Annotated in this window: 20 protein-coding genes; 10 read left to right on the forward strand and 10 right to left on the reverse strand. The window is 68.5% G+C overall.

Annotated elements, in window-relative coordinates:
- Together ACFDTC_RS12990 and ACFDTC_RS12995 are read right to left on the reverse strand one after the other, a co-directional pair.
- The coding region (locus ACFDTC_RS12990) for a methyltetrahydrofolate cobalamin methyltransferase (RefSeq protein WP_375259308.1) at positions 1-842 on the reverse strand (842 nt) is incomplete at its 3' end.
- Between the two features lie 43 nt (positions 843-885).
- Positions 886-1,182, reverse strand: a complete 297-nt coding sequence (locus tag ACFDTC_RS12995; RefSeq protein WP_375259309.1) for a virulence factor — start codon at positions 1,180-1,182, stop codon at positions 886-888.
- Positions 1,183-1,448: 266 nt separating this feature from the next.
- On the opposite strand from ACFDTC_RS12995, the gene ACFDTC_RS13000 reads away from it, so the two are divergent.
- From ACFDTC_RS13000 to ACFDTC_RS13010, 3 genes are all read left to right on the forward strand, one after another.
- Entirely contained in the window at positions 1,449-2,561 is a 1,113-nt protein-coding gene (locus ACFDTC_RS13000) for a Ppx/GppA phosphatase family protein (RefSeq protein ID WP_375259310.1), read from the forward strand.
- A gap of 71 nt (positions 2,562-2,632) precedes the next feature.
- A complete protein-coding gene (locus ACFDTC_RS13005) occupies positions 2,633-3,343 on the forward strand; it encodes an RlmE family RNA methyltransferase (RefSeq protein WP_375259311.1) in 711 nt (236 codons plus the stop codon).
- Between the two features lie 28 nt (positions 3,344-3,371).
- Entirely contained in the window at positions 3,372-4,640 is a 1,269-nt protein-coding gene (locus tag ACFDTC_RS13010; protein WP_375259312.1) for a glycerate kinase, read from the forward strand.
- On the opposite strand, the gene ACFDTC_RS13015 is transcribed toward ACFDTC_RS13010, so the two are convergent.
- On the reverse strand, positions 4,631-5,374 hold the full coding sequence (locus ACFDTC_RS13015; protein WP_375259313.1) for a hypothetical protein: 744 nt from the start codon (positions 5,372-5,374) through the stop codon (positions 4,631-4,633). The genes ACFDTC_RS13010 and ACFDTC_RS13015 overlap by 10 nt on opposite strands.
- An 87-nt stretch (positions 5,375-5,461) precedes the next feature.
- On the opposite strand from ACFDTC_RS13015, the gene ACFDTC_RS13020 reads away from it, so the two are divergent.
- Positions 5,462-6,334, forward strand: a complete 873-nt coding sequence (locus ACFDTC_RS13020; protein ID WP_375259314.1) for a glycosyltransferase family 2 protein — start codon at positions 5,462-5,464, stop codon at positions 6,332-6,334.
- On the opposite strand, the gene ACFDTC_RS13025 is transcribed toward ACFDTC_RS13020, so the two are convergent.
- Together ACFDTC_RS13025 and ACFDTC_RS13030 are read right to left on the reverse strand one after the other, a co-directional pair.
- Complete coding sequence (locus ACFDTC_RS13025; RefSeq protein WP_375259315.1) at positions 6,331-7,206, reverse strand: alpha/beta fold hydrolase; 876 nt, start codon at positions 7,204-7,206, stop codon at positions 6,331-6,333. The genes ACFDTC_RS13020 and ACFDTC_RS13025 overlap by 4 nt on opposite strands.
- Positions 7,207-7,221: 15 nt before the next feature.
- Entirely contained in the window at positions 7,222-7,701 is a 480-nt protein-coding gene (locus ACFDTC_RS13030) for a hypothetical protein (protein ID WP_375259316.1), read from the reverse strand.
- Positions 7,702-8,132: 431 nt separating this feature from the next.
- On the opposite strand from ACFDTC_RS13030, the gene rplM reads away from it, so the two are divergent.
- Together rplM and rpsI are read left to right on the forward strand one after the other, a co-directional pair.
- Entirely contained in the window at positions 8,133-8,597 is a 465-nt protein-coding gene (gene rplM / locus ACFDTC_RS13035; RefSeq protein WP_375259317.1) for a 50S ribosomal protein L13, read from the forward strand.
- On the forward strand, positions 8,597-9,088 hold the full coding sequence (gene rpsI / locus ACFDTC_RS13040) for a 30S ribosomal protein S9 (RefSeq protein ID WP_375259318.1): 492 nt from the start codon (positions 8,597-8,599) through the stop codon (positions 9,086-9,088). Before rplM ends, rpsI begins: the two co-directional genes overlap by 1 nt.
- Positions 9,089-9,252: 164 nt before the next feature.
- Here the strand turns inward: rpsI and ACFDTC_RS13045 are convergent, their stop codons facing one another.
- The 4 genes from ACFDTC_RS13045 to ACFDTC_RS13060 are packed head-to-tail and all read right to left on the reverse strand — an operon-like array spanning position 9,253 to position 13,807.
- Entirely contained in the window at positions 9,253-10,842 is a 1,590-nt protein-coding gene (locus ACFDTC_RS13045) for a gamma-glutamyltransferase family protein (RefSeq protein WP_375259319.1), read from the reverse strand.
- Positions 10,842-12,353 (reverse strand): tripartite tricarboxylate transporter permease, encoded by a 1,512-nt coding sequence (locus tag ACFDTC_RS13050; protein ID WP_375259320.1) that lies wholly within the window; start codon positions 12,351-12,353, stop codon positions 10,842-10,844. The genes ACFDTC_RS13045 and ACFDTC_RS13050 overlap by 1 nt, the downstream gene beginning before the upstream one ends.
- Positions 12,354-12,356: 3 nt before the next feature.
- Positions 12,357-12,860, reverse strand: coding sequence for a tripartite tricarboxylate transporter TctB family protein (locus ACFDTC_RS13055; RefSeq protein ID WP_375259321.1), 504 nt, complete (start codon positions 12,858-12,860; stop codon positions 12,357-12,359).
- Entirely contained in the window at positions 12,857-13,807 is a 951-nt protein-coding gene (locus ACFDTC_RS13060) for a Bug family tripartite tricarboxylate transporter substrate binding protein (protein ID WP_375259322.1), read from the reverse strand. Before ACFDTC_RS13060 ends, ACFDTC_RS13055 begins: the two co-directional genes overlap by 4 nt.
- A gap of 112 nt (positions 13,808-13,919) precedes the next feature.
- Between ACFDTC_RS13060 and ACFDTC_RS13065 the strand changes: the two genes are divergently transcribed.
- Positions 13,920-14,834, forward strand: a complete 915-nt coding sequence (locus ACFDTC_RS13065; protein WP_375259323.1) for a LysR family transcriptional regulator — start codon at positions 13,920-13,922, stop codon at positions 14,832-14,834.
- A gap of 21 nt (positions 14,835-14,855) precedes the next feature.
- Here ACFDTC_RS13065 and ACFDTC_RS13070 read toward each other — a convergent pair whose 3' ends face one another.
- Positions 14,856-17,342, reverse strand: coding sequence for a mechanosensitive ion channel domain-containing protein (locus ACFDTC_RS13070; protein ID WP_375259324.1), 2,487 nt, complete (start codon positions 17,340-17,342; stop codon positions 14,856-14,858).
- A gap of 393 nt (positions 17,343-17,735) precedes the next feature.
- Between ACFDTC_RS13070 and dctP the strand changes: the two genes are divergently transcribed.
- The 3 genes from dctP to ACFDTC_RS13085 form a co-directional block, all read left to right on the forward strand.
- Positions 17,736-18,833 (forward strand): TRAP transporter substrate-binding protein DctP, encoded by a 1,098-nt coding sequence (gene dctP / locus ACFDTC_RS13075; RefSeq protein WP_375259325.1) that lies wholly within the window; start codon positions 17,736-17,738, stop codon positions 18,831-18,833.
- A 101-nt stretch (positions 18,834-18,934) separates the two neighbouring features.
- A complete protein-coding gene (locus tag ACFDTC_RS13080) occupies positions 18,935-20,269 on the forward strand; it encodes a TRAP transporter small permease subunit (protein ID WP_375259326.1) in 1,335 nt (444 codons plus the stop codon).
- 3 nt (positions 20,270-20,272) lie between these two features.
- Positions 20,273-21,558: TRAP transporter large permease subunit (locus tag ACFDTC_RS13085; RefSeq protein ID WP_375259327.1), on the forward strand; the 1,286-nt coding region annotated here is incomplete at its 3' end.

Raw genomic sequence — 21,558 nt, forward strand, 5'->3', positions numbered from 1 at the left:
GGCAGGATGATCCCGGCGGCCTCGACCTCGGCCTTCTTCTCGGCGATCTTCGTCTGGGTCACCGGCAGCGCGATCGGGTTCATGATCGCGCTGGTCATGCCAGCGCCCATCGCCATGGGCAGGAAGGCGTTGTTGATCCCGTGGCGGTTCGGCAGGCCGAAGCTGATGTTGGATGCACCGCAGGTCGTGTTCACGCCCAGCTCTTCGCGCAGGCGGCGCACCAGGGTGAAGACCTGCTTGCCCGCCGTGGCCATCGCGCCGATCGGCATGACCAGCGGATCGACCACGATGTCGTGCGCGGGAATGCCGTAATCGGCCGCGCGCTCGACGATCCGCTTTGCGACGGCAAAGCGCACCTCGGGGTCCTCGGAGATGCCGGTGTCGTCGTTCGAGATCGCCACGACGGGCACGTTGTACTTCTTCACCAGCGGCAGGATCTGCTCCATCCGCTCTTCCTCGCCGGTGACCGAGTTCAGCAGCGGCCGCCCCTCGCAGACCTTCAGCCCTTCCTCAAGCGCGCCGGGGACCGAACTGTCGATGCACAGCGGCACGTCGACCAGCCCCTGCACCAGTTCGAGCATCTTGCGCATCAGCGGCGGCTCGGTCTCGTTGGGGTTGGGGTTGGAGTTGTAGACCACGCCCGCATTCACATCGAGCACGTTGGCCCCGGCCGCGACTTGCGCGATCGCGTCGGCCTCGACGGTCGAGAAGTCGCCGGCCTCGAGCTCGGCGGCGAGCTTCTTGCGCCCGGTCGGGTTGATCCGTTCGCCGATGACGCAAAACGGTTCGTCAAAGCCGATCACGGCGGTCCTGGTCTTCGACTCGACGATGGTGCGGGTCATTGGCTCTCCTCAGGGTTTTGCGATGGGGGCGTGGTGCGCCGCTTCAGGCGCGGCCGTCGTTGGCGATGAGGGCCTTCAGCCGCTCGGTGTCGTACTCGGCCTCGATGCGCGCGGCCTCGGATCGCGCGACGTCGTCGGGCTCGCCCTCGACCGGGTAGGGCGCGGCCTTGCGCCACTCGGCGAGGTACGCGTCCTGGTCCCTGGCGCCCACCTTCATCGCGGCGCGGTCAATCGCCTGCTCGAAGCGTTCGGCCAGCGGCTGCTTGGCGCCGCGCCGGCCCTTGCCGACGATGACCTGGGCCGGGATGTCGCGCCAGTAGACGATGGTGACGTCGGGCATGCGCCTGATTCCTTGCATGTTCTGCACGTTGGTATCCGCGGGCGGGGCACGCGCGGGGTCGGAATTCGACCGCCGTCGCGCGATCCGCGACAAACCTAGCCGGTGGCGCGGGCGGGGCCAACCCGCGCGGCCCTTCATTCGTTGCATGATGATCATGCGCGGCCTTGCACCCGGACCCGCGCGGATTCGCACCCGGTTGGCGCTTGCGCCACGGCGGCCCGGGGCGTAACCTTGGGTTTAAGTTGATATCGGAAAGGCGCGAGATCATGGCGCCGAAGCGTCCCACGGGTGCGGACGCTTTCCCGAAACCGGTCGAGAGTTCCGCGCCTGCCCGCCCGGATCCGAACGCGCTTTACGCCGCTTTGGATCTGGGAACGAACAGTTGTCGCATGCTGATCGCCCAGCCCAAGGGCAGTCAGTTCCATGTGATCGACAGCTTCTCGAAATCCGTCCAGCTCGGGCAGGGCCTCGAGCGGTCGGGGCGGCTATCGCGTGCCTCGATGGCGCGCACGATCCAGGCGCTGCGCATCTGCCGCCAGAAGATCGAGCGGCACAACGTCCAGCGCATGCGCCTGGTCGCGACCGAGGCCTGCCGCCGGGCGCGCAACGCGTCCGAGTTCATCCGCCAGGTGCGGCGCGAGACCGGGCTCACGCTCGAGATCATCCAGCCCGAGGAAGAGGCGCGACTGGCGGTCATCTCCTGCGCGCCGCTGGTCAGCACGCGGACCGAACAGCTGCTGGTGGTCGATATCGGCGGCGGCTCGACCGAGCTGGTGTGGATCGACCTCAGCCGCGTGGCGCCGCGTGAACGGCCGCGGGCTATCATGCGCCTGCATGCAGGCTTTCACACCACCGACAGCCCGTTTCCGACCGCCAAGGTGGTCGACTGGATCAGCGTCCCGCTGGGCGTGGCGACCCTGCGCGACCAGTTCAGCGACGTCAGCGACGACGCCGCGCGCTACGCGCTGATGAGCTGGTTCTTCGAGGAGAACCTGGCCGATTTCACGCCGTATCAGGACGAGCAGGCGCGCGAGGGCTTCCAGATCATCGGCACCAGCGGCACGGTGACCACGGTGGCCGCCTCGCACCTGGGGCTGAAGCGCTACGACCGCACCAAGGTCGACGGTCTGCGCATGACCAGCGACCAGATCGAGGCGGTGATCCAGAATTACCTCGACCTCGGGCCCGCCGGGCGGCGGCGCGATCCGCGCATCGGCCCGGACCGGCACGCGCTGATCATGTCGGGCAGCGCGATCCTGCAGGCGCTGCTGCGGCTCTGGCCGACGGATCAGCTTTCCGTGGCCGACCGGGGCTTGCGCGAAGGGCTGCTTTACGCGCAGATGTCCGCGGACGGCGTGCTCGAGGACGGGCCGCTCTAGCGGCGTGTTTCGTTGGCGCCGGCGCGCCCATGCGCCCGATCACTTGAACCGGAACGAAGACAGGAGCGCGGATGGCGAAGGGACCGAAGAAGAGTTCCGGGCGCGGTGAGCGCGACCTCAAGGTGCGCGTGAAGACCGCCCGCGGACGCAAGCTCAGCTCGACCCGGTGGTTGCAGCGGCAGCTGAACGACCCGTACGTGAAGCGCGCGCAGGCCGAGGGCTATCGCGGCCGCGCGGCCTACAAGATCCTGGAGCTGGACGAGAAATACCGCTTCCTCGTGCCCGGCGCGCGGGTGGTCGACCTGGGCTGCGCGCCCGGCGGCTGGTGCCAGGTGGCTGTTCGGCGCGTCAACGCGCTCGGCGAGAAGCAGGGCAAGGCGGTGGGCCGCGTGCTTGGCGTCGACCTGCAGGAGGTCGAGCCGGTGGCCGGCGCCGAGATCCACCAGCTGGACTTCATGGAGGACGGTGCGGACGAGAAGGTCAAGGAATGGCTCGGCGGGCCTGCCGACGTGGTGATGTCGGACATGGCGGCGGCGTCCTCGGGGCACAAGCAGACCGACCACCTGCGCATCGTGGCCCTGTGCGAGGCCGCGGCCGCGCTGGCGTTCGACGTTCTGGAGCCCGGCGGTGTCTTCGTCGCCAAGGTTCTGGCCGGCGGTGCCGAGGGCAGCATGCAGCAGCTGCTCAAGCAGCGGTTCGAGAAGGTGGCCAACGTCAAGCCGCCCGCGAGCCGACAGGATTCGTCCGAGAAGTTCGTCGTCGCGACCGGGTTCCGCGGATGAGCGACGGGTCGGCAGGCAAGGGGGCGTGATGGACCGCTTCGCCTTTCTCGAAGACCTGTTCCGTGTCGCGGTCGAGGCCGCCGACCCGAGGCGCGCGCTGGCGGAAGCGCTGCCCGATCGCCCGAAGGGGCGGACCGTCGTGATTGCCGTGGGCAAGGGCGCCGCGCAGATGGCCGCGGCATTCGAGGATCTGTGGGACGCGCCCGTCGAGGGCGTCGTCGTCACGCGTTACGGCTACGCCGCGCCGTGCCGGCACCTGCGGGTGATCGAGGCGGCGCACCCGGTGCCCGACGCGGCTGGCCTGCAGGCGACGCAGGCGGTGTTCGAGGCAGTTCGGGGGCTTACCGAGGACGATCTGGTGGTGGCGCTGGTCTGCGGCGGCGGCTCTGCGCTGCTGCCCGCGCCGCCAGAGGGGCTGACGCTGGAGGACGAGCAGGCGCTGAACCGCGCGCTTCTGCGCAGCGGCGCGCCGATCGGCGCGATGAACGCGATCCGCAAGCATGTCAGCGCTGTCAAGGGCGGTCGGCTGGCGCTGGCGGCGCATCCCGCGCGAGTCTGTAGCCTGATCGTGTCGGACGTGCCGGGCGACGATCCGGCGCAGGTCGCGTCGGGCCCTACCGTGCCCGACGCGGTGGATCGCGCCGCCGCGCTGCGGATCATCGAGGCGCGGAAAATCACGCCGCCCGAAGCGGTTATGCGTCACCTTGAACGCGATGCCGCAAGCGCTCCGCATCCGGACGATCCGCGCTTTGCGCGCAACACGGTGCGCGTGGTCGCCTCGGCACGCCTGTCGCTCGAAGCGGCGGCGGCGCGGGCCGAGGCGCAGGGCATCCGCGCGGCGATCCTGTCGGACGCGATCGAGGGCGAGGCGCGCGACATTGGCCTGATGCATGCCGCCATGGCGCGCGAGATCGCGGCGCGCGGCCGCCCCTTCGCCGCGCCCGTGGTGCTGCTGTCGGGCGGCGAGACGACGGTGACGCTGGGCGACGATCCCGGCCGTGGCGGGCGCAACACGGCTTTCCTGCTGGGCTTCGCGATGGCGATCGAAGGCGTCGCCGGCATTTCGGCGCTGGCGGCCGATACCGACGGCATCGACGGCTCCGAGGACAACGCCGGCGCCTTCGCCGACGGTGACACGATGCCGACGCTGCGCCGCGCGGGCCACGATCCCGCGGCCTTCGCCGCGGCGCAGGATCCCTACGGCGCGTTCGCGGCGGCAGGAACCCTTTTCGTGCCGGGGCCGACGGGCACAAACGTGAACGACTTCAGGGCGATACTGATTGATCCTCAAGCATAGCTGTAGCCGAGGGCCGCTTCCTGTTTCAGGTCGAGGCGTGCGCGCAGGTGATCGAGATCGGCATCGGGGACTTGCGCCGGCGGCGACGGCCGGGCATTGACCGCTGGCTTGAACCTGTTGCCGAGGCGCTTGAGAACCGGGCGATAATCCGGCGGCGCCCCGAGGTCACAGCCTGCATGCAGCGCGTTCAGGAACGCCTCCGGTGCCGCGCGCACCGCCTCGAACCGGGCAAAGACCAGCGTGCAGCCGCGCCGCCGGTAGGAGAGCAGGCCCTCCAACTTGGCGCGCCGCAGGGCGAAGAGGTCGGGGAAGGGCGCGCCGGTCAGCGGGTGCCGGTCGGCCTGCAGCGGCTGGCCGAGGCCGCCTTCGCGCGCGACCTGCGTAAAGTACCGCGCGCGGTCGGCGACGCTCGTCCACTCGGCGTGGATGAAGTCCGAAAAGGCCAGGCGCTGCATCGCCGGAGGGCAATGCCACGGTCGGGCATGCAGCGACAGCGCCCAGTCGCGCGCGTCCCGGACGACGCAGATCACCGCCACGTCCTCGGGGATGGCGATCATCGCGGGAAAGCCGTGCTTCCAGCCTAGCGCCTCGGTCGGCGTCAACACCGAGTTCCGGCCGATCAGCCGCTTGACGAAGTTCGTGCCCGAGCACCGCTCGCCCATCACCTGGAACCGCGCGGGCCGCGCCTGCGCCGCGATGTGCCAGCCCTGCCGCGCCACGTCGTCTTCGAGCATCCAATCCCCCGCCTGCCTTGCGCCACGCTAGCGGCGCTGTAGGTTGGCGAAAAGGGCGTTCGGCGCCCGAATATGAAGGGGCAGGGTATGCAGAACATCGCCGCGGCGGTGACGATGGTGCGCGACGACACGGTGTTTCTGGCCGCCTGGCTGCGCCATTACGGCGCGATCCTGGGGCGCGAGAACTGCACCGTGATCAACCACGGCCGCGGCGATGCGGTCGCGCGGATGGCCCATGGCTGCAACCTGATCGGTCTGCCCGGCGATCCGCACCCGAACTTCGAGATGAAGCGCTGGCAAATGCTCAACAACGTCGTGCAGGCGCTCCGGCCATACTACACGCACGTGATCGTCGGCGACGTGGACGAACTGGTGGTGCTGGACCCGGCGCAGGGCGGGCTGCTGGACTTCCTGGGCCGGACGCGCGGAAAGCGGGTCGTCACGCCGGTAGGCCTTGAGGTGATCCACCGCCGCGCGATCGAGCCCGCGCCGATCGATGACAGCGTGCTGGGACCGCGGATGCATGTCCGGCCGGCGCCGGACTATTCCAAGCCCTGCATCCTCAGCACCGGGACCAAGATCGCGCGCGGCGGGCATTTCACCCAGCACGACAGGCTCGAGACGCAAGAGGGCCTGTACCTGCTGCACCTGAAATACGCCGATTTCGATACCTACGTCGCCGCGCAGGACCGGCGCAACGCGATGACCGCGGCGCTTGGCGTCGGCCCACGCGAGACCACCGTGGGCCGGCACTGGTTCGCGCAGGCTCGCGGTCGGGACAGTGCCGTGTTCGATGCCTTCGACGCGCTGCCGTTGCAGCATGGGTTCGACACCGGCTGGCTGCGCGAGGCGATGCACGCCACGTGGCGCAAGCGGGGCGATACCGGGTTCTGGCAATTCGACCGCCCCGAGGCCGCGGTCCAGTATCGTCTGCCCGAGCGGTTCGCCGGCCTTTTCTAGGCTGTGACGAGGAAGGCGCGCAGCGCCTCGACGGTCGCGGCGGGCGACTGGTCGGGAAAGAAATGCCCGCCGTCGATCGCCTCGGCCCGCATGTCCGACAGGCAGGGGCGCCAGGTTTCGGCCACGTCCATCGCGCGGGCCATGGCACCCTCGGCGCCGTAGAGGACCAGCGCCGGGCAGTCGACCTTGCGCCCGCGATCGCGCGCGTCGTCCGTCATGTCCACGTCGATCGCCGCGCGGTAATCGTTGCACATGGCGCGGATCGCGGCCGGGTCGCGCCAAGCTGCGCGGCAGGCCTGCAGGACCGCGTCATCGAAATCCGCAAGCTGCGCCTTGCCGAAGCCCAGCAGGCAGCGCTCGAAGAACCCGTCCGGGTCGTGTCCGATCATGGTCTCGGGGAAGGGCGCGGGCTGGGCCAGGAAGAACCAGTGGTAATAGGCTCGCGCGACCGGGTGGTTCAGGGTCTCGAGCAGGTGCAGCGTCGGCACGATGTCCATCACGGTCAGGCTGCGCACCCGCCGGGGTGCATCCAGCGCCATGCGGTGCGCCACGCGCGCGCCGCGGTCGTGGCCGGCCAGGTGAAACCGCTCGTGCCCGAGATGCGTCATCAGCGCGATCATGTCCGATCCCATGGCGCGAAAGCTCATGGCCTGCATGGTCGCGGGTTTGTGGCTTTGGCCGTAGCCGCGCAGGTCGGCGATCACCACGGTGAACGCGTCGGCCAGCGCCGGTGCGATGCGCGCCCACATCGCGCGGCATTGCGGGAAGCCGTGCAGCAACAGCAGCGGCGGACCCGCGCCCATCGTCTCGTAGGCGACCGGGCCGTCGGCGGTGTCGAAGAAGCGGGCGGGGCCCGGGCAATCCTGGATCATGCCCAGAGGGGACCGCTAGAGCCGGCCCGCGTCAAGCCCGGGGATGGTCTGCGCGATCTGCGTCATCGCCACCTTGAAGGCCTTGAGCGGCGTGCCGGCGTAGTCCGCCAGTGCCGGCGCGGGCAGGGCGGCGCAGACGATCAGCGCGGTCGCGGCCAGGCAGGCCCCCGCCAGAGCGGCGGCCGAGTTGCGCGAGGCCGCGCCGCGCCGGATCAGCAGCCGCAGACCGTGCACGGACAACAGCGCCAGCGAGGCGCCGAGCGCCGCGGCGAGCAGCATCATCCCCTGCTCGCGCAGCGGAGCGGGCAGCCACTGCATTTCGTCAGGGCCAAAGGCCGGCGCGGCGGCGGCATAGAGCGGCAGCGCGGCGAAGGCGCCGATCAGCGCGTTCGCCACCGGCCGATGCGCGCCCGGCGCGCGCGGGCCGCCATAGCGCGATGCGGCCGAGATCCGCCCCACGCGCTGGCTGAACTGTAACTTGGTTTGCTTTTTCACTGCCATGCGATCCGTTCTCGGCACCGATCTGGGCGCGAATAAGGACGAATTCATGCGTTTCGTGGGCCGGATCTGGGCGGCTTTCGGTCAAATCAGGGCGAATGCCTTCCATCGTTCCCGTTCGGGCAACGCGCCGTGGCCGCTGTCGCCGCTCTGCCTGCGCGATGGCCGCAATTGTCGACGAATGTATTTCAATTGCGCCCGATTCCGGCGCGGGCGCGTCCGGAGGATCTCGCGGCGGACCGAAAACCGCCCGAAGATGAGGTATTTAAATACCGTAATTTCAAGTCGTTGTTTTGCATTAGAAAATCGAAAGATGACGCGCTTGACTACCCCGCGAAGGTGCGTATAACCCGCCCATCGAATTCAAGGCACCGGGCCCGGTCCGGCCGTCTTGCAGGAATGGCCACCCCCAACGAACGGGACCACACATGAAAACCTTCTCTGCGACCCCCGCGGATATCGAGAAGTCGTGGATCGTGATCGACGCCGAAGGCGTCGTTCTCGGCCGGCTCGCCTCGATCGTCGCGATGCGTCTGCGCGGCAAGCACAAGCCCAGCTTCACCCCGCACATGGACATGGGCGACAACGTCATCATCGTCAACGCCGACAAGGTGCAGCTGACCGGCAAGAAGCGCCAGGAAAACTTCTACTGGCACACCGGCCATCCCGGCGGCATCAAGGAGCGCACCAAGGACGACATCCTGACCGGCAAGCACCCCGAGCGCGTCGTGTTCCAGGCCGTCAAGCGCATGCTTCCCGGCAACCGCCTGGCGCGCCAGCAGCTGACCAACCTGCGCATCTACGCCAGCGCGGATCATCCCCACGAGGCCCAGAACCCGCAGGTTCTGGACGTCAAGTCGAAGAACTCCAAGAACACCCGGGTGGCTCAATAATGGCTGATCAGATCACGTCTCTCGAAGAGCTCGGCCAGGTGGCCGGCGGCATCGAGACCCCCGCGACCGAGCTGGAAACCCCGCGCGAGCCCGTCCGCGACAAGCTGGGCCGCTCCTACGCGACCGGCAAGCGCAAGGACGCCACCGCGCGCGTCTGGATCAAGCCCGGCTCGGGCAAGGTCATGGTCAACGGCAAGCCGATGAACGAATACTTCGCGCGCCCCGTGCTGCAGATGATCCTGGCGCAGGCATTCACCGTCGCCGGCGTCGAAGGCGAGTTCGACGTCTACGCGACCGTCAAGGGCGGTGGCCTCTCGGGCCAGGCCGGCGCGGTCAAGCACGGCGTGTCGAAGGCGCTGCAGCTCTACGATCCGTCGCTGCGTCCCGCGCTGAAGGCGGCAGGCTTCCTGACCCGCGACAGCCGCGTCGTCGAGCGCAAGAAGTACGGCCGCGCGAAAGCCCGCCGCAGCTTCCAGTTCTCGAAGCGCTGAGGCCTCGACCCCACGAACATGCGAAACGGCCGCGGATTTCCGCGGCCGTTTTTTGTTGTCCGACTGCACGGCTACTCAAGCCCGCACGCGTCTTCTTCTCTCTGGAAATATCCCGGGGGAGTCCGCGTCAGCGGACGGGGGCAGAGTCCCCGCCATAGCCCGGCCTAGAAGCCCGCGGCCTGACCGTCCTTGCGTGGGTCCGACCCTGCCATGTAGCCGCCGCCGGGCAGGCGCCGGACCAACTGCGCGCCGCCGAAGCCGAATGCGCTGTCGGGCGGCTCGACCGAGATGACGTGCCCCATCGCGCCCAGCGCGTCGCGCGTCGCCTCGGGCATCGACGCCTCGCAGGCGACCTCGTCACCCTCGACGAAGCGCCAGCGCGGGGCGTCGATCGCGGTCTGCACGTCCTGTCCCCAATGCTGGCAACGCAACACCATCTGCACGTGGCCCTGCGCCTGCATCGGCCCGCCCATGACGCCGAAGCTCATGTCCGGGGCGCCGTCCTTCATCACGAAGCCGGGGATGATCGTGTGGAACGGTCGCTTGCCGGGCGCGACCTGGTTCGGGTGGCCGTCCTCGGTGACGAAACCCGCGCCGCGGTTCTGCAGGCTGATCCCGGTTCCGGGCACCACCACGCCCGAGCCGAAGCCGGCATAGTTCGACTGGATGAAGCTGACCATCATGCCCGACGAATCCGCCGCCGACAGGTAGACCGTGCCTCCGTTCTTCGGCGCGCCGGGGCCGAGATCCTGCGCCTTGTCCGGGTCGATCAGCGTCGCGCGCTGCGCGAGGTAGGCGGGATCCAGCAGCGCCTCGGGGGTGACGCCGGTCATGTGTCGGCGGTCGGCCACGTAGGCGTAGAGGTCGCCGAAGGCGCGCTTGATCGCCTCGATCTGCAGGTGCAGTGCCGCGGGGCTGTCGGGGTCGAGGTCGCGGATGCCGGTGTGTTCCAGCATCCCCAGCGCCATGATCGCCGCGATGCCCTGGCCGTTGGGCGGGATCTCGTGCAGGTCGGCGCCGTCGAAGCCGCCGCTGATGGTGCCGCACCACTCGGGCGCGTAGCCAACGAGGTCGTCGAGGCTCAGCGCCGCGCCGTGCTCGGCGGCGAAACCGGCGATCTTCTCGGCCAGCTCGCCCTCGTAGAAGGCGCGGCCCCTGGTCTCGGCGATCAGCCGCAGCGAGCGGGCGAAATCGGCGCTGGCGAAACGCTCGCCCGCGCGGGGTGCGCGACCGTTCGGCATGAAGGCCGACGCGAAACCCGGCTGGTCACCAAGGCTTTCGGCGCCGCGCGCCCAGAGCGCGCCGATCACGGGCGAGACGGTATAACCGCCCTCGGCATAGCGGATCGCGGGCGCCAGCAGGTCGGCGAAGGGCAGGGCGCCGAACTTCTCGGACAGCGCGGCCCAGGCGCCGACCGCGCCCGGCACGGTGACGGACTCCCAGCCGCGGAAGGGCATGCCGTTCGGAAAGCGGTCGGGCGTCCAGCCGGCGGGTGCGGGACCCGAGGCGTTCAGGCCATGCAGCTCGTTGCCGTCCCACAGGATGCAGAACGCGTCCGAGCCGAGGCCGTTGCCGGTGGGCTCGAGCACGGTCAGCGCGGCGGCGGTGGCGATGGCGGCATCGACCGCGTTGCCGCCCTGCGCCAGCATCGACAGCCCCGCCTGCGTCGCCAGCGGATGCGACGTTGCCACGACGTTGTCGGCAAGCACTGGGGAACGGCGGGACGGGTAAAGGCCATCGTGGCGAAGGTGCATCAGGCGGATTCCTTTTCGGTTTGGTCGCTGCCGCGGCGCTTCAGGTGCGTGCGCACGGCCCAGGCGACCGAGGCCGCCGCGGCGACGAGAAACAGCAGGCTGACGGGCCGGGTCAGGAACAGCGTCCAGTCCGGGTCGGTCATCAGCGCGCGGCGCAGGTTGGTCTCGGCGATGGGGCCGAGGATTACGCCCAGCACCAGCGGGGCGAGCGGGTAGTCGAGCGCGCGCAGCGCGTAGCCCAGCAGGCCCACGAAGCCCAGCAGGTACAGGTCCGTCACCCGGTTGTTGAGCGCGAAGGACCCCACCACGCAGCAGGTCAGGACGGCGGGCACGACGACCCACTTGGGTACCTCGGCCACGCGCAGGAAGGCGCGCATCGACAGCACGCAGACCACCAGCATGATCAGCGACGACACCGCCATCGCCAGGAACATGCCGTAGACCAGATCGGCGTTGTCCATGATCAGGCGCGGGCCGACCGAGATGCCGTGCACCATCAGCGACGCCATCAGGATCGCGTCGACGGCCGAGCCGGGGATGCCGAGCGCGATCAGCGGGATCAGACCGCCGCCGGCGGTGGCCGAGTTGCCGGCCTCGGAGGCGACGACGCCGTCGGCGATGCCCTCGCCGAACTTCTCGGGGGTCTTCGAGGATCGCTTGGCCTGGTCGTAGGCCACGAGGTTGGCGATCGAGCCGCCGGCGCCGGGCAGGGCGCCGATCAGCACGCCCACGATGGACGAGCGCACCAGGTTCACCGGGCGCATCAGCACCTCGCGCATCACCGCCCAGGTCTTGAAGTCGATCTCGCCCTCGACCAGCTTCTCGCCCGTCTTGATGGCGTGCGCGTCCTCGACCTCGGACACCAGCTGCGAGATGGCGAAGATGCCGATCAGCACCACGAGGAAGGGCAGGCCGGCGGCCAGCACCTCGAGCCCGAAGTCGAAGCGCGGGCGGCCCATGATCGGGTCGGTCCCGATGGTCGAGATGGCGAGGCCGATCATCGCCGCAATCAGCCCGCGTTCCAGCGAGTGGCCGACGAGGCTGGCGACGATGGTCAGCGCGAAGACGATCAGCGCGAAGTACTCCCACGGCCCCAGCTTGACCGCGAAGATCGCCAGCGGGGGTGCTGCGATGATCAGCACGATGGTCGAGATGATGGTGCCGAAGAACGACGCCCAGACGCCGAGGCTCAGCGCGCGGCCCGGCTCTCCGTTGCGCGCCATGGGGAAGGCGTCGAAGGTGGTGGCCACGGCCGACGGCGTGCCGGGGATGCCCAGCAGCGCGGCCGAGATCAGCCCGCCGGTATAGCCGCCCACGTAGACCGACAGCATGACCGAAATGCCGGTCAGCGGCTCCATCGCGAAGGTCAGCGGCAGCGTCAGGACGATCGCCATGGTGACGGTAAAGCCGGGGATCGCGGCGGCGATGATGCCCGCGATCGAGCCCATCAGCATGTAGAGCAGGGTGGTCGGCGCCAGCACTTCGGCGGCGCCCAGCAGGAAGGCGTCCATGGCTCAGGAACCCCGCGGCAGGAAGACGTTGAAGACCTCGGCGAACAGCCAGTTCAGCCCGAAGGACAGCAGCAGCGCCAGCACGACCACGGTCAGCATGGCCATCGGCGTCTTGGGCGCCAGCGTGGCCGTCAGCACCAGAAGGAAGCCCAGCGTCGCCAGCGGGTAGCCCAGCAGCGGCATCAGCGACAGGTAGACGGCGAGGCAGACGAAGGTGACGATGACCAGCCGCCGGTCGCGGCACCATTGCAATGCGATCGCCGGAAAGGCCGCGTAGGCCCGCGTCGGTATCGTGCGCAGCGACCGGATCGTCGCGAGAGCCAGCAGCGCCATCAGCACGCCGTGCACCATCATCGGGAAGGCGCCCGCGCCCAGCACCTCGAAGCGCGAGGTGGGAATGATCGCGGCCTCGACGAACAGCGCCGCCGAGACCGCGAACAGCGCCACGTAGCTGATCAGCCGGGCGACGTCGCCCGGCTGGTTTGCGGTGTCGGGCGCGTCGCTCAAGGTGCGATGACCTCGGCCAGGCGCTCGACCGTGTCGTTCAGGTTCGACAGGTAGGCGGTGTAGTCGTCCTGCCCGCGGAAGGCGACTTCGGCGCCGGCGTTGTTGACCTGCTCGACGAAGGTCTCGTCCTCCGACAGCTCCATCAGCGCCTGCTCCATCGTGTCGCGCGCCTCTTCGGGCGAGCCCTTGGGCATGACGATCCCGCGCGTGATCGCGAGGTCGAGATCTGCGCCCTCCTCCATGAAGGTCGGCACGTCGGGCGTCTGCTCCAGCCGCTCGGGCGCGCCGGTGGCCAGGAAGACCAGGTCGCCGTTCTCGACGAATTGCAGCGCGGACGAGATGTCGCCGATGGCGAGGTCGAGGTTGCCGCCGACCAGCGCGCGGATGCGCTCGCCCGTGCCCTCGTAGCCGACATAGCGCCAGTCGATGTCGTAGGCCTCGGCGATCATCGCCGCGTGCAGGTGCGGCACGCCGCCCAGGGTGACGCCGATGGTCAGGTCGCCCGGGTTCTCCTTGGCATAGTCGACCATGCCCTGCAGCGTGTCGAAGGGCTGGTCTGCGCTGGCCACCAGGTATTGCGGCGACGAGGTCATCAGCGCGATCGGGTCGAAATCGTCCCACGCGAGCTCGGTCAGGCCGGTGGCGGTGGCGGCCAGCAGGCCTTCGTGCACCTGGCTGATCGTGTAGCCGTTCGCCTCGCGGCGCGAGGCTTCCTGCAGGCCCACGGTGCCGCCGACGCCGGGCATGTTGATCACCGGCATCTCGACCCCGAGGTAAGGTTCGATGTTGTTCGCCACGAGACGCATCAGCGTGTCGCTGCCGCCGCCCGGCGACCAGGGCACGATGAATTCGACCGGACGTTCGGGATAGTCCTGCGCGGCGGCGGGAACGGCGCCCGTTGCGAGGGCCAGTCCCAGTCCGAGGGCTGCGGATTTCAGTAGGCTCATGCTGTGCTCCAATTGTCAGGTGACGCGGATGCAGGAAAGCGTAACCAGCCAGAAAACCTGTCGAAAGCGATTTGTCTTTGCCTTTTTGTTAAGGGTTGCTTAATAAATCGCGATGGACACCCGGCAGATGCAGACCCTGGTCGCCGTCGCCGATACCGGCAGCTTCGCGGCGGCCGCGCGGATCGTGAACCTGACCGCCTCGGCGGTCAGCCAGCAGATTCAAGCGCTTGAGGCGGAGATGGACACCAACCTGTTCGACCGCTCCAAGCGGCCGCCGCAGCTCAACGCCAAGGGCGACGAGGTGGTGCGCGCGGCGCGCCAGATGCTGCAGATCATGGCCGAGACCCGCGCGACGATTTCCGGCGGGCGCAAGGGCGGGATGCTCGGTTTCGGGGCGATCCGCACATTTTCCACGCGCCTCGTGCCCAATGCCTTCGCCCGGATGCGCGCCGATCACCCGAACCTGACGTTCAACCTGCAGGTCGGCATGTCCGAGACGCTGATGGCGCATGTGGCGTCGGGCCGGCTGGACGCGGCGGTGGTGGCCGACAACGTGGGCGTGCCGCCCGGGCTGGTCTGGACGCCGATCCTGTCAGAGCCGCTGCTGCTGGTCGCGCCGGCCGCGCAGCACGGTGCGACCGACCGGCAGCTGTTCCGCCGGCTGCCCTTCATCCGCTACGAGACGCCGGTGCCGCTGTCGCGCCAGATCGAGACCGAGCTGTCGAACCTCGGCGTGCCGGTGCGCGAGATCGCGGTCTCGAACACGATGCCGGCCGTCGTGGGCTGCGTGCTGGCTGGCATGGGCGTGGCGGTGGTGCCTAAGATCGCGCTGCTGGATGCGCCGGCGGGCGGGCTTTACGTGCAGCCGTTCGGCGCCGCGCCGATCACCCGGCGGGTCGGGCTGGTGCGGCGGCAGATCTCGTCGCGCTCGGCGGTGCTGGAGCGGATGCGCGCGGCGCTGCTGGCACAGGCCGAAAGCCTCGGGCTGGACGCGCTGACAGACGACGATCCCGCCCCGGCGGCCTGAGACGCGCCGGGGCCGCGGCACTTACGATCCGCCGTCGCCTTCGCCGCTGTCGCGATCCTCGTCGTGCAGGCGCAGGGTCTGCGTCTTGCCCGACTTGTTCTCGCCCAGGTAGATCGTGCGGTGCGGGAACGGGATCTCGATGCCGCGCTCGTCGAAGATGCGCTTGATGATGCCGTTGTAGGCGCGCCCGATACCCCATTGCTTGCCCGGCAGCGTCTTGATCCGCGCGCGCAGCACCACCGCACTGTCGCCCAGCGATTGCAGGCCGAACCATTCCAGCTCGCCCAGGATCGAGGGGCTGTGCTCGGGGTCCTTCATCAGCTCGTCGAAGGCGTCGAACATGGCCTTGCGCGCCTCGTCGGTATCCTCGCGGTAGGCGATGCCCATGTCGCTCACGTGGAAGGCGAAGTCGCGCATGAAGTTCGACACCATGTCGACCGACGAGAACGGGATGATGTGGTAGGTGCCGTTCAGGTCGCGCAGCGAGACCGAGCGCACGGTCAGCTTCTCGACCACGCCGGTCGTGCCGCCCACCGTCACCACGTCGCCTACGTTCATCGCGTTGTCGAACTGGATGAACACGCCGGTGATGATGTCTTGTACCAGCTTCTGCGCGCCGAAACCGATGGCCAGGCCCAGAACACCGGCCGAGGCGATGAGCGGACCGATGTTCAACCCAAGCTCTGACAGGGTGAACATCAGCGTCAGGATGATCAGCGCGATGATCGCCGCATTGCGCAGCAGCGCCAGCAGCGTCGTCTCGCGCGCCGAGGGGACCGAGCCGTAATCGGGGTTCAGCCGGTAGTCGACCCACGAATTGATCGCGAGCCAGATCAGCGCGGCGAACAGCAGGATCACCAGCACGGTGGCCAGCCGGCCCGACACGTCCAGCCCGAACTCGGACCCGATCCAGCGGCTGGTGTCGAACAATCCGATGGCGTCCAGCGTGTAGGCCAGCACCAGGATCGCGACGATCACGCGCAGCACGTTGATGATCTTGGGCACGATCGCGTTCAGCCGCGGCTCGAGCAGCGGCAGGCGCAGGCGCAGGTCCTCGGGAATGCGGATGCCCGAGCGCAGCCAGCGCCCCAGCGCGCCTTGGATGACCGAACCCACGAGCACCGCGGCCAGCACCTGCAGCGAGTTGCCCAGGTACTCGATCACCCGCCACGTGGGCTGGGTCATCACGACCACGAACATGAATGCCAGGTAGCCCAGCGCGAACCAGTGCCAGTTGCGCATCAGCGTCGCCAGCGCGCCCGACTGTTTCGCGGGCTCGCGCTCGGGCAGGGGGCCGGACTGGACCACGGTGTCGTCGCCGGCGGCTGTGGCTTCGTACGTGGTGGCGGGCGCGGCGTCGGGCCCGGTCTCGGGCGCCGTGTCGCCGGCCGGCGTGGCGTCGGTTTCCACCAGCGTCGTGACGGTGCCGTCCTCGTTCTGGACGCGCGCGGGGGCTGCGGTGTCGCGCTCGGGCGCGACGCGGCGCAGCAGCCAGACGGCGACCGGCTCGCGGTGCCGCAGCACGATCCAGACCACGAACAGCAGCACCAGCAGGGACAGCACGGCCGAGACCGCAATACCGGCCGCGAAGGACACGTTGCGATTCATGATCGGCACGATCAGCAGCTGGCCGTAGCCCAGCACGCTGATCACCACGTTGGCGTAACGGTTGAGCAGGATCGCCGCGCGGTCCGACAGGCGGATCAGCCGCAGGCCGGCCGTCGTCGGCGACACGATCGCGCGGACGGCGACCTTGACCATCTCGACCAGCAGGAAGGCGTTCAGGTACAGCGCCTGGCGGAAGTCGATCTGCGCGTAGTCGCCTAGTATCAGCAGAGTGATCGCGTAGCCCAGCGCCCAGGCGATCACCACGATTGCGGCGTCGAGCGCGACCGAGCCCAGGAAGATCAGCGCGGTGTGCACCATGTTGGCCTCGGCCGCGCGGGCGCCAAGCCGCTTGAACGGCCGGCGCATCACGGCCCGCAGCGCGACGAATACCGCGATGGTGATGACGATCACCAGGAACAGGCTTTGCAGGGATTGTGCCAGCACGGTCAGCTCGTTGCCGGACAGGCCCTCGAACACGGTGCCGCCGCCCTGGAAGCTGTCGGCGAGCGCCGTCACCTGCGCGACGATCCCCTGCGCCAGGCCCTGGGTGAATTCCGCCACCTGCGTGCCCAGCGAGGGGCCGCGCGGCGCGAGCAACTCGGGCGGGCCTTCCTCGAGGACTTCGGCGATCTCTCCGGCGACGCCTTCCTGCGCGGCCTCGAGCGCCTCGAGCAGGCGCGCGCGCGCCTCGTCGTCCTGCAGCACGCCGACCAGCGCGTCGATCGCCTCGGCCGGCAGGGCGGCGGCGGCGTCGGCGGCGTCCGAGGCGGTCTCGGCCGGCGCGTCGGGCGTGGCCTCTTGCGCGACGGCGGGTAGGGTCGTGCCCAGCAGCAAGGCCATCGCCAGCATCGCCCCGAATGCCCGGATCCATCCGGCTGCCTGCCGTGCCGCGTCGCGCATGATCTGTCGCCTCCTGCTCGTTCCTTCGCCCAGGGCGCCCCCGCCCCCCGCGTGCCGGCCCGCATCTGCATCGCGGGTTCGGAATTTGATCATGTGGTTACCCGGCGTCGCTTCGAAGGGCAACCACGGCAGCCGGCCGGTGGCGCGGCCATAGACGCCGGTCGCACATCTGTGAGGGACCGTGAGCGTGATCCGTTCGGACTTTCCGGCACCGAACCGTGCGGCAAGATCGTTGCGCTGCAGACCCAGCCGGCATTCCGGTTGCGATAACGGCCCCGCAAAAGCGGAAAGAATTCTTTACCAGTTTTCGGTGCTGCGCTACATCGGAGGAGATCTTGCGCAACGACGCGAGGTCGGGCCGCCCCAGCGCGGCGCTAAAAATGGGAGGAATACATGACGAATCGCGTAACGCGCCGCAGGGCGCTCACCGGCATTGCGGGCATGGGCGCGGCCGGCCTCGCGGCGCCGCACATCGCCACAGCGCAGGGACAGCCCACCAACTGGAAGATCCAGACCAGCTGGCCCGGCGGCGCCGGCCTGCAGATCTTCCGCGACTGGTGCGCCAGCATCGAAGAGAAGTCGGGGGGCGAGCTGTCCTTCACGCCCTTCGGCGCCAACGACGTCGTGGGCGACTTCCAGCTGTACGACGCGGTCAAGAACGGCGTTCTGGACGCGGTGAACCCGTTCACCATCTACGCCCAGGGCATCATCCCCGCGGCGGTCTTCCTGACGTCCTTCCCGCTCGGCCTGCGCAACCCCGCCGAATACGATACGTTCTATTACGGCCTCGGCGGGCTCGAGATCGCGCGCGAGCTTTACGCGCGGCAGGGCATGCACTTCGTCGGCCCGGTACACCACGGCGCGAACATCATCCACTCGAAGGTGCCGATCCGCTCGATCGACGACTTCCGCGGCCGCAAGATGCGTCTGCCGGGCGGCATGGTCGCCGACATCTTCACCGAACTGGGGGCGGAAACGACCGTTCTACCGGGCTCGGAGATCTTCCCGGCGCTGGAACGCGGCACGATCGACGTGGCCGACTATACCGGTCCGGCGGTGAACTACGCGCTCGGCTTCAGCCAGGTGACCGACTACATCGTGCTCGGCCCCCCGGGATTCATGTCCGTCTACCAGCCGGTCGACATCATGGACATCACCGTCGGCCAGCAGGCCTGGGACAACCTCAGCCCGCAGATGAAGCAGTTCGTCGAGATGGAGACGCACGTCTACTCCGACATGCACCACGCCGCGATCCAGGCCGCCGACCAGGAAGCCTGGGGCAAGTTCGAGGCCGACGGCACCGAGATCACTCGTCTGTCGGCCGACGACGTCGAGTTGATGACCGAGGTCGCCGTTCCGATCTGGTTCGACTATGCCAACCGCGATCCCGACAGCGCCCGCGTGTTCAAGATCATCCTCGACTACATGCAGTCGGGTAGCCTTGGCTACGTCGATCCGGCGCTGACAGAGGGTCTGTCGCTGGATCTGTGATCCCGCGCGCCTGACTTGAAGACGGGCCCGCGCCGCGTGCGCGGGCCCTGCCGTCTGGCGGGTCTCGCCATTTCGTCCACCGTTTCGATGAGAGGGGTTCCATGCCCAGTCTCGACTTTTCCCTGCCCCATTGGGCGTATTGGGCCGGGTTGATCATCTTTCCGCTGATCGCCATGGTCCTGTCCAATCGCCCGCGCAGCCACGAACGCCGCTACGGCCTCGGGCTGAGCTATTTCATCCTGGTGACCGGCGGCATGCTGGGTCTGCACAGGCTGTATCTGCGCAATCTCTGGGGCCTGGCCTTCATCCCGGTCTTCCTGGTGATCCTGTTCGCCAACGCGCAGGGGCAGGACGCCCGGACGGTGGTGTCGGACGCGAACAACACGGTGCGCCTGGCCGAAAGCGTGCTCGAGCGCGAGACCGGCCGCGTGGAAAGCGCGCGCGCCGAATTGCCGGCGCTGGAACGGGCGCTGGAAGAGGCCCGGGCCGAGGGCGAGGAAGGCTCGTTCGCGCTGCGCCGGGCCGAGCGCAACCTCGAACGCGCGCAGACCCGCATCGACGAGGGCACCGCCCGCATCACCGAGGCCGAGACCGACCTCGAAACCTCGCGCCCCGCCGCCGCGCAGGCGGCCGAGGACCTGGCCTTCTGGGGCACTGTCGCCCGCTGGGCGTTCTACGCGCTGCTGATCGCCATGGCGATCGACGCCATCCAGATGAACCGCCTGGTCAAGCAGGCCAACGCCAAGATCCCCGCGCACGAGGAACTGTCCGAGGCCGAGATCGCGCTGAAGAAGCTCGAGGAGAGCGAGCGCAAGGAAGACAAGGACCACGTCTCGACCGGCTGGACCGGCGTGCTGGACCGCATCTCGCTGACCGCGGGCGAATTCGTCGCCTACTGGGCGGTGATCGCGGTCTTCGTCTACTACTTCGAGGTGGTCAGCCGCTACGTCTTCGGCTCGCCCACCAACTGGGCGCATGAATCCATGTACCTGATGTTCGGCATGCAGTACCTGATCGCCGGCGCCTACGCGATGCTGACCGAGGACCACGTGCGCGTCGACATCTTCTACGCGCCGCTGTCGCGCCGCCGGAAGGCGTGGGTGGACCTGTTCACCTCGGTCTTCTTCTTCATCTTCGCCTTCACGCTGCTGTTCACGTCCTGGCGTTTCGCGCTGGACGCCAACGCGGTGGCGACCGGCAACGGCCTGCTCAGCGACTGGGCGCGCGGCGACATCGGGTTCCTCGACATGGTGGGCAACTGGACGTCGCAGCAATGGACGGACCCCAACATCCGCTGGGGCGAGATCAGCTTCAACGAATGGGAGGTTCCTCTTTGGCCGATGAAATGGGTCATGGTGATCGGCGGTCTGCTTCTGGTGACGCAGGGCATTTCGAAACTTGCGCAGGATATCCGCGTCATCGCGCGGGGAGAGTGATCCATGGGTCTTGATATCGGTATCGAGCTTCTCACGCTCATCATGTTCGGCAGCCTCCTTGCGCTGCTGATGGCCGGCCTGCCGCTGGCCTTCGTGACCGGGGGTCTGGCCTGCGTGTTCCTGTGGGTGCTGGGCGACGAGCGCGCGCTCAACATCGTGCCGTCGCGCATCTTTCCGCTGATGACGAACTACCAGCTGTCGGCCATCCCGCTGTTCATCTTCATGGCGGCGATGCTCGAACGCGCGGGCATCATCAGCGAGATGTTCGACGTCATCTACAAGGTGCTGGGCGGTCTGAAGGGCGGACTCGCCGCGGCCACGATCCTCGCATCCACGGTGCTGGCGGCGATGGTTGGCGTGATCGGGGCCGCGGTCGTGACCATGGGCATCATCGCGCTGCCGGCGATGCTGGCGCGGCAATACGATCCCAAGATCGCGATGGGCTCGATCATGGCGGGCGGCACGCTGGGCATCCTGATCCCGCCCTCGATCCTGGCGATCATCTACGCCGTGGTGGCCGAGCAATCGGTGGGCGAGCTGTTCATCGGCGCGGTCATTCCCGGCCTGCTGCTGTCGGGGATGTATATCGGCTACGTCGTCCTGCGCGCAACGATCAACCCCAAGCTCGGGCCCCCGATCCCGGTGGCCGAGCGGATCAGCACGCGCGAGAAGGTCGCCCTGATGGCCAACATGGCCGCGCCGATCGCGCTGATCGCCATCGTGCTGGGCGTGATCTTCAGCGGTGTGGCCACCCCGGTCGAGGCCGCCGGCATCGGCACCTTCGGCGCCTTCATCGTCGCGGCCATCCATCGCCGGCTGGACTGGCAGACCGTGCGCGAGGCCTCGCTGACCACGCTCAAGGCCAGCGCGATGGTCATCTGGATCATGTTCGGTGCGACTATCTTCGTCGGTCTCTACGTGCTTGAGGGCGGCCAGCAATTCGTGCAGGGCGCGCTTGAGGCCACAGGTTTCGGCCCGTGGGGCATCCTGATCATCATGATGATCGTGCTGGTCGTGCTGGGCATGTTCCTCGACTGGGTCGGGATCCTGCTGCTCTGCGTGCCGATCTTCGTGCCGATCATCCGCGCGATGGGACCCGAAAGCTTCGGCCTTGGGTCCGAGGCGGATCTCGTGCTGTGGTTCGGGGTGCTCTACCTCGTGAACATGCAGATGAGCTTCCTGTCGCCACCGTTCGGCTACGCGCTGTTCTACCTGCGCGGGGTCGCTCCGGCCGAGATCCCGATGTCGGACATCTTCAAGTCGGCGCTGCCGTTCCTGTTCCTGCAGGT

It is taken from the genome of Citreimonas sp. (assembly GCF_042096055.1).
GTDB lineage: Bacteria > Pseudomonadota > Alphaproteobacteria > Rhodobacterales > Rhodobacteraceae > Citreimonas.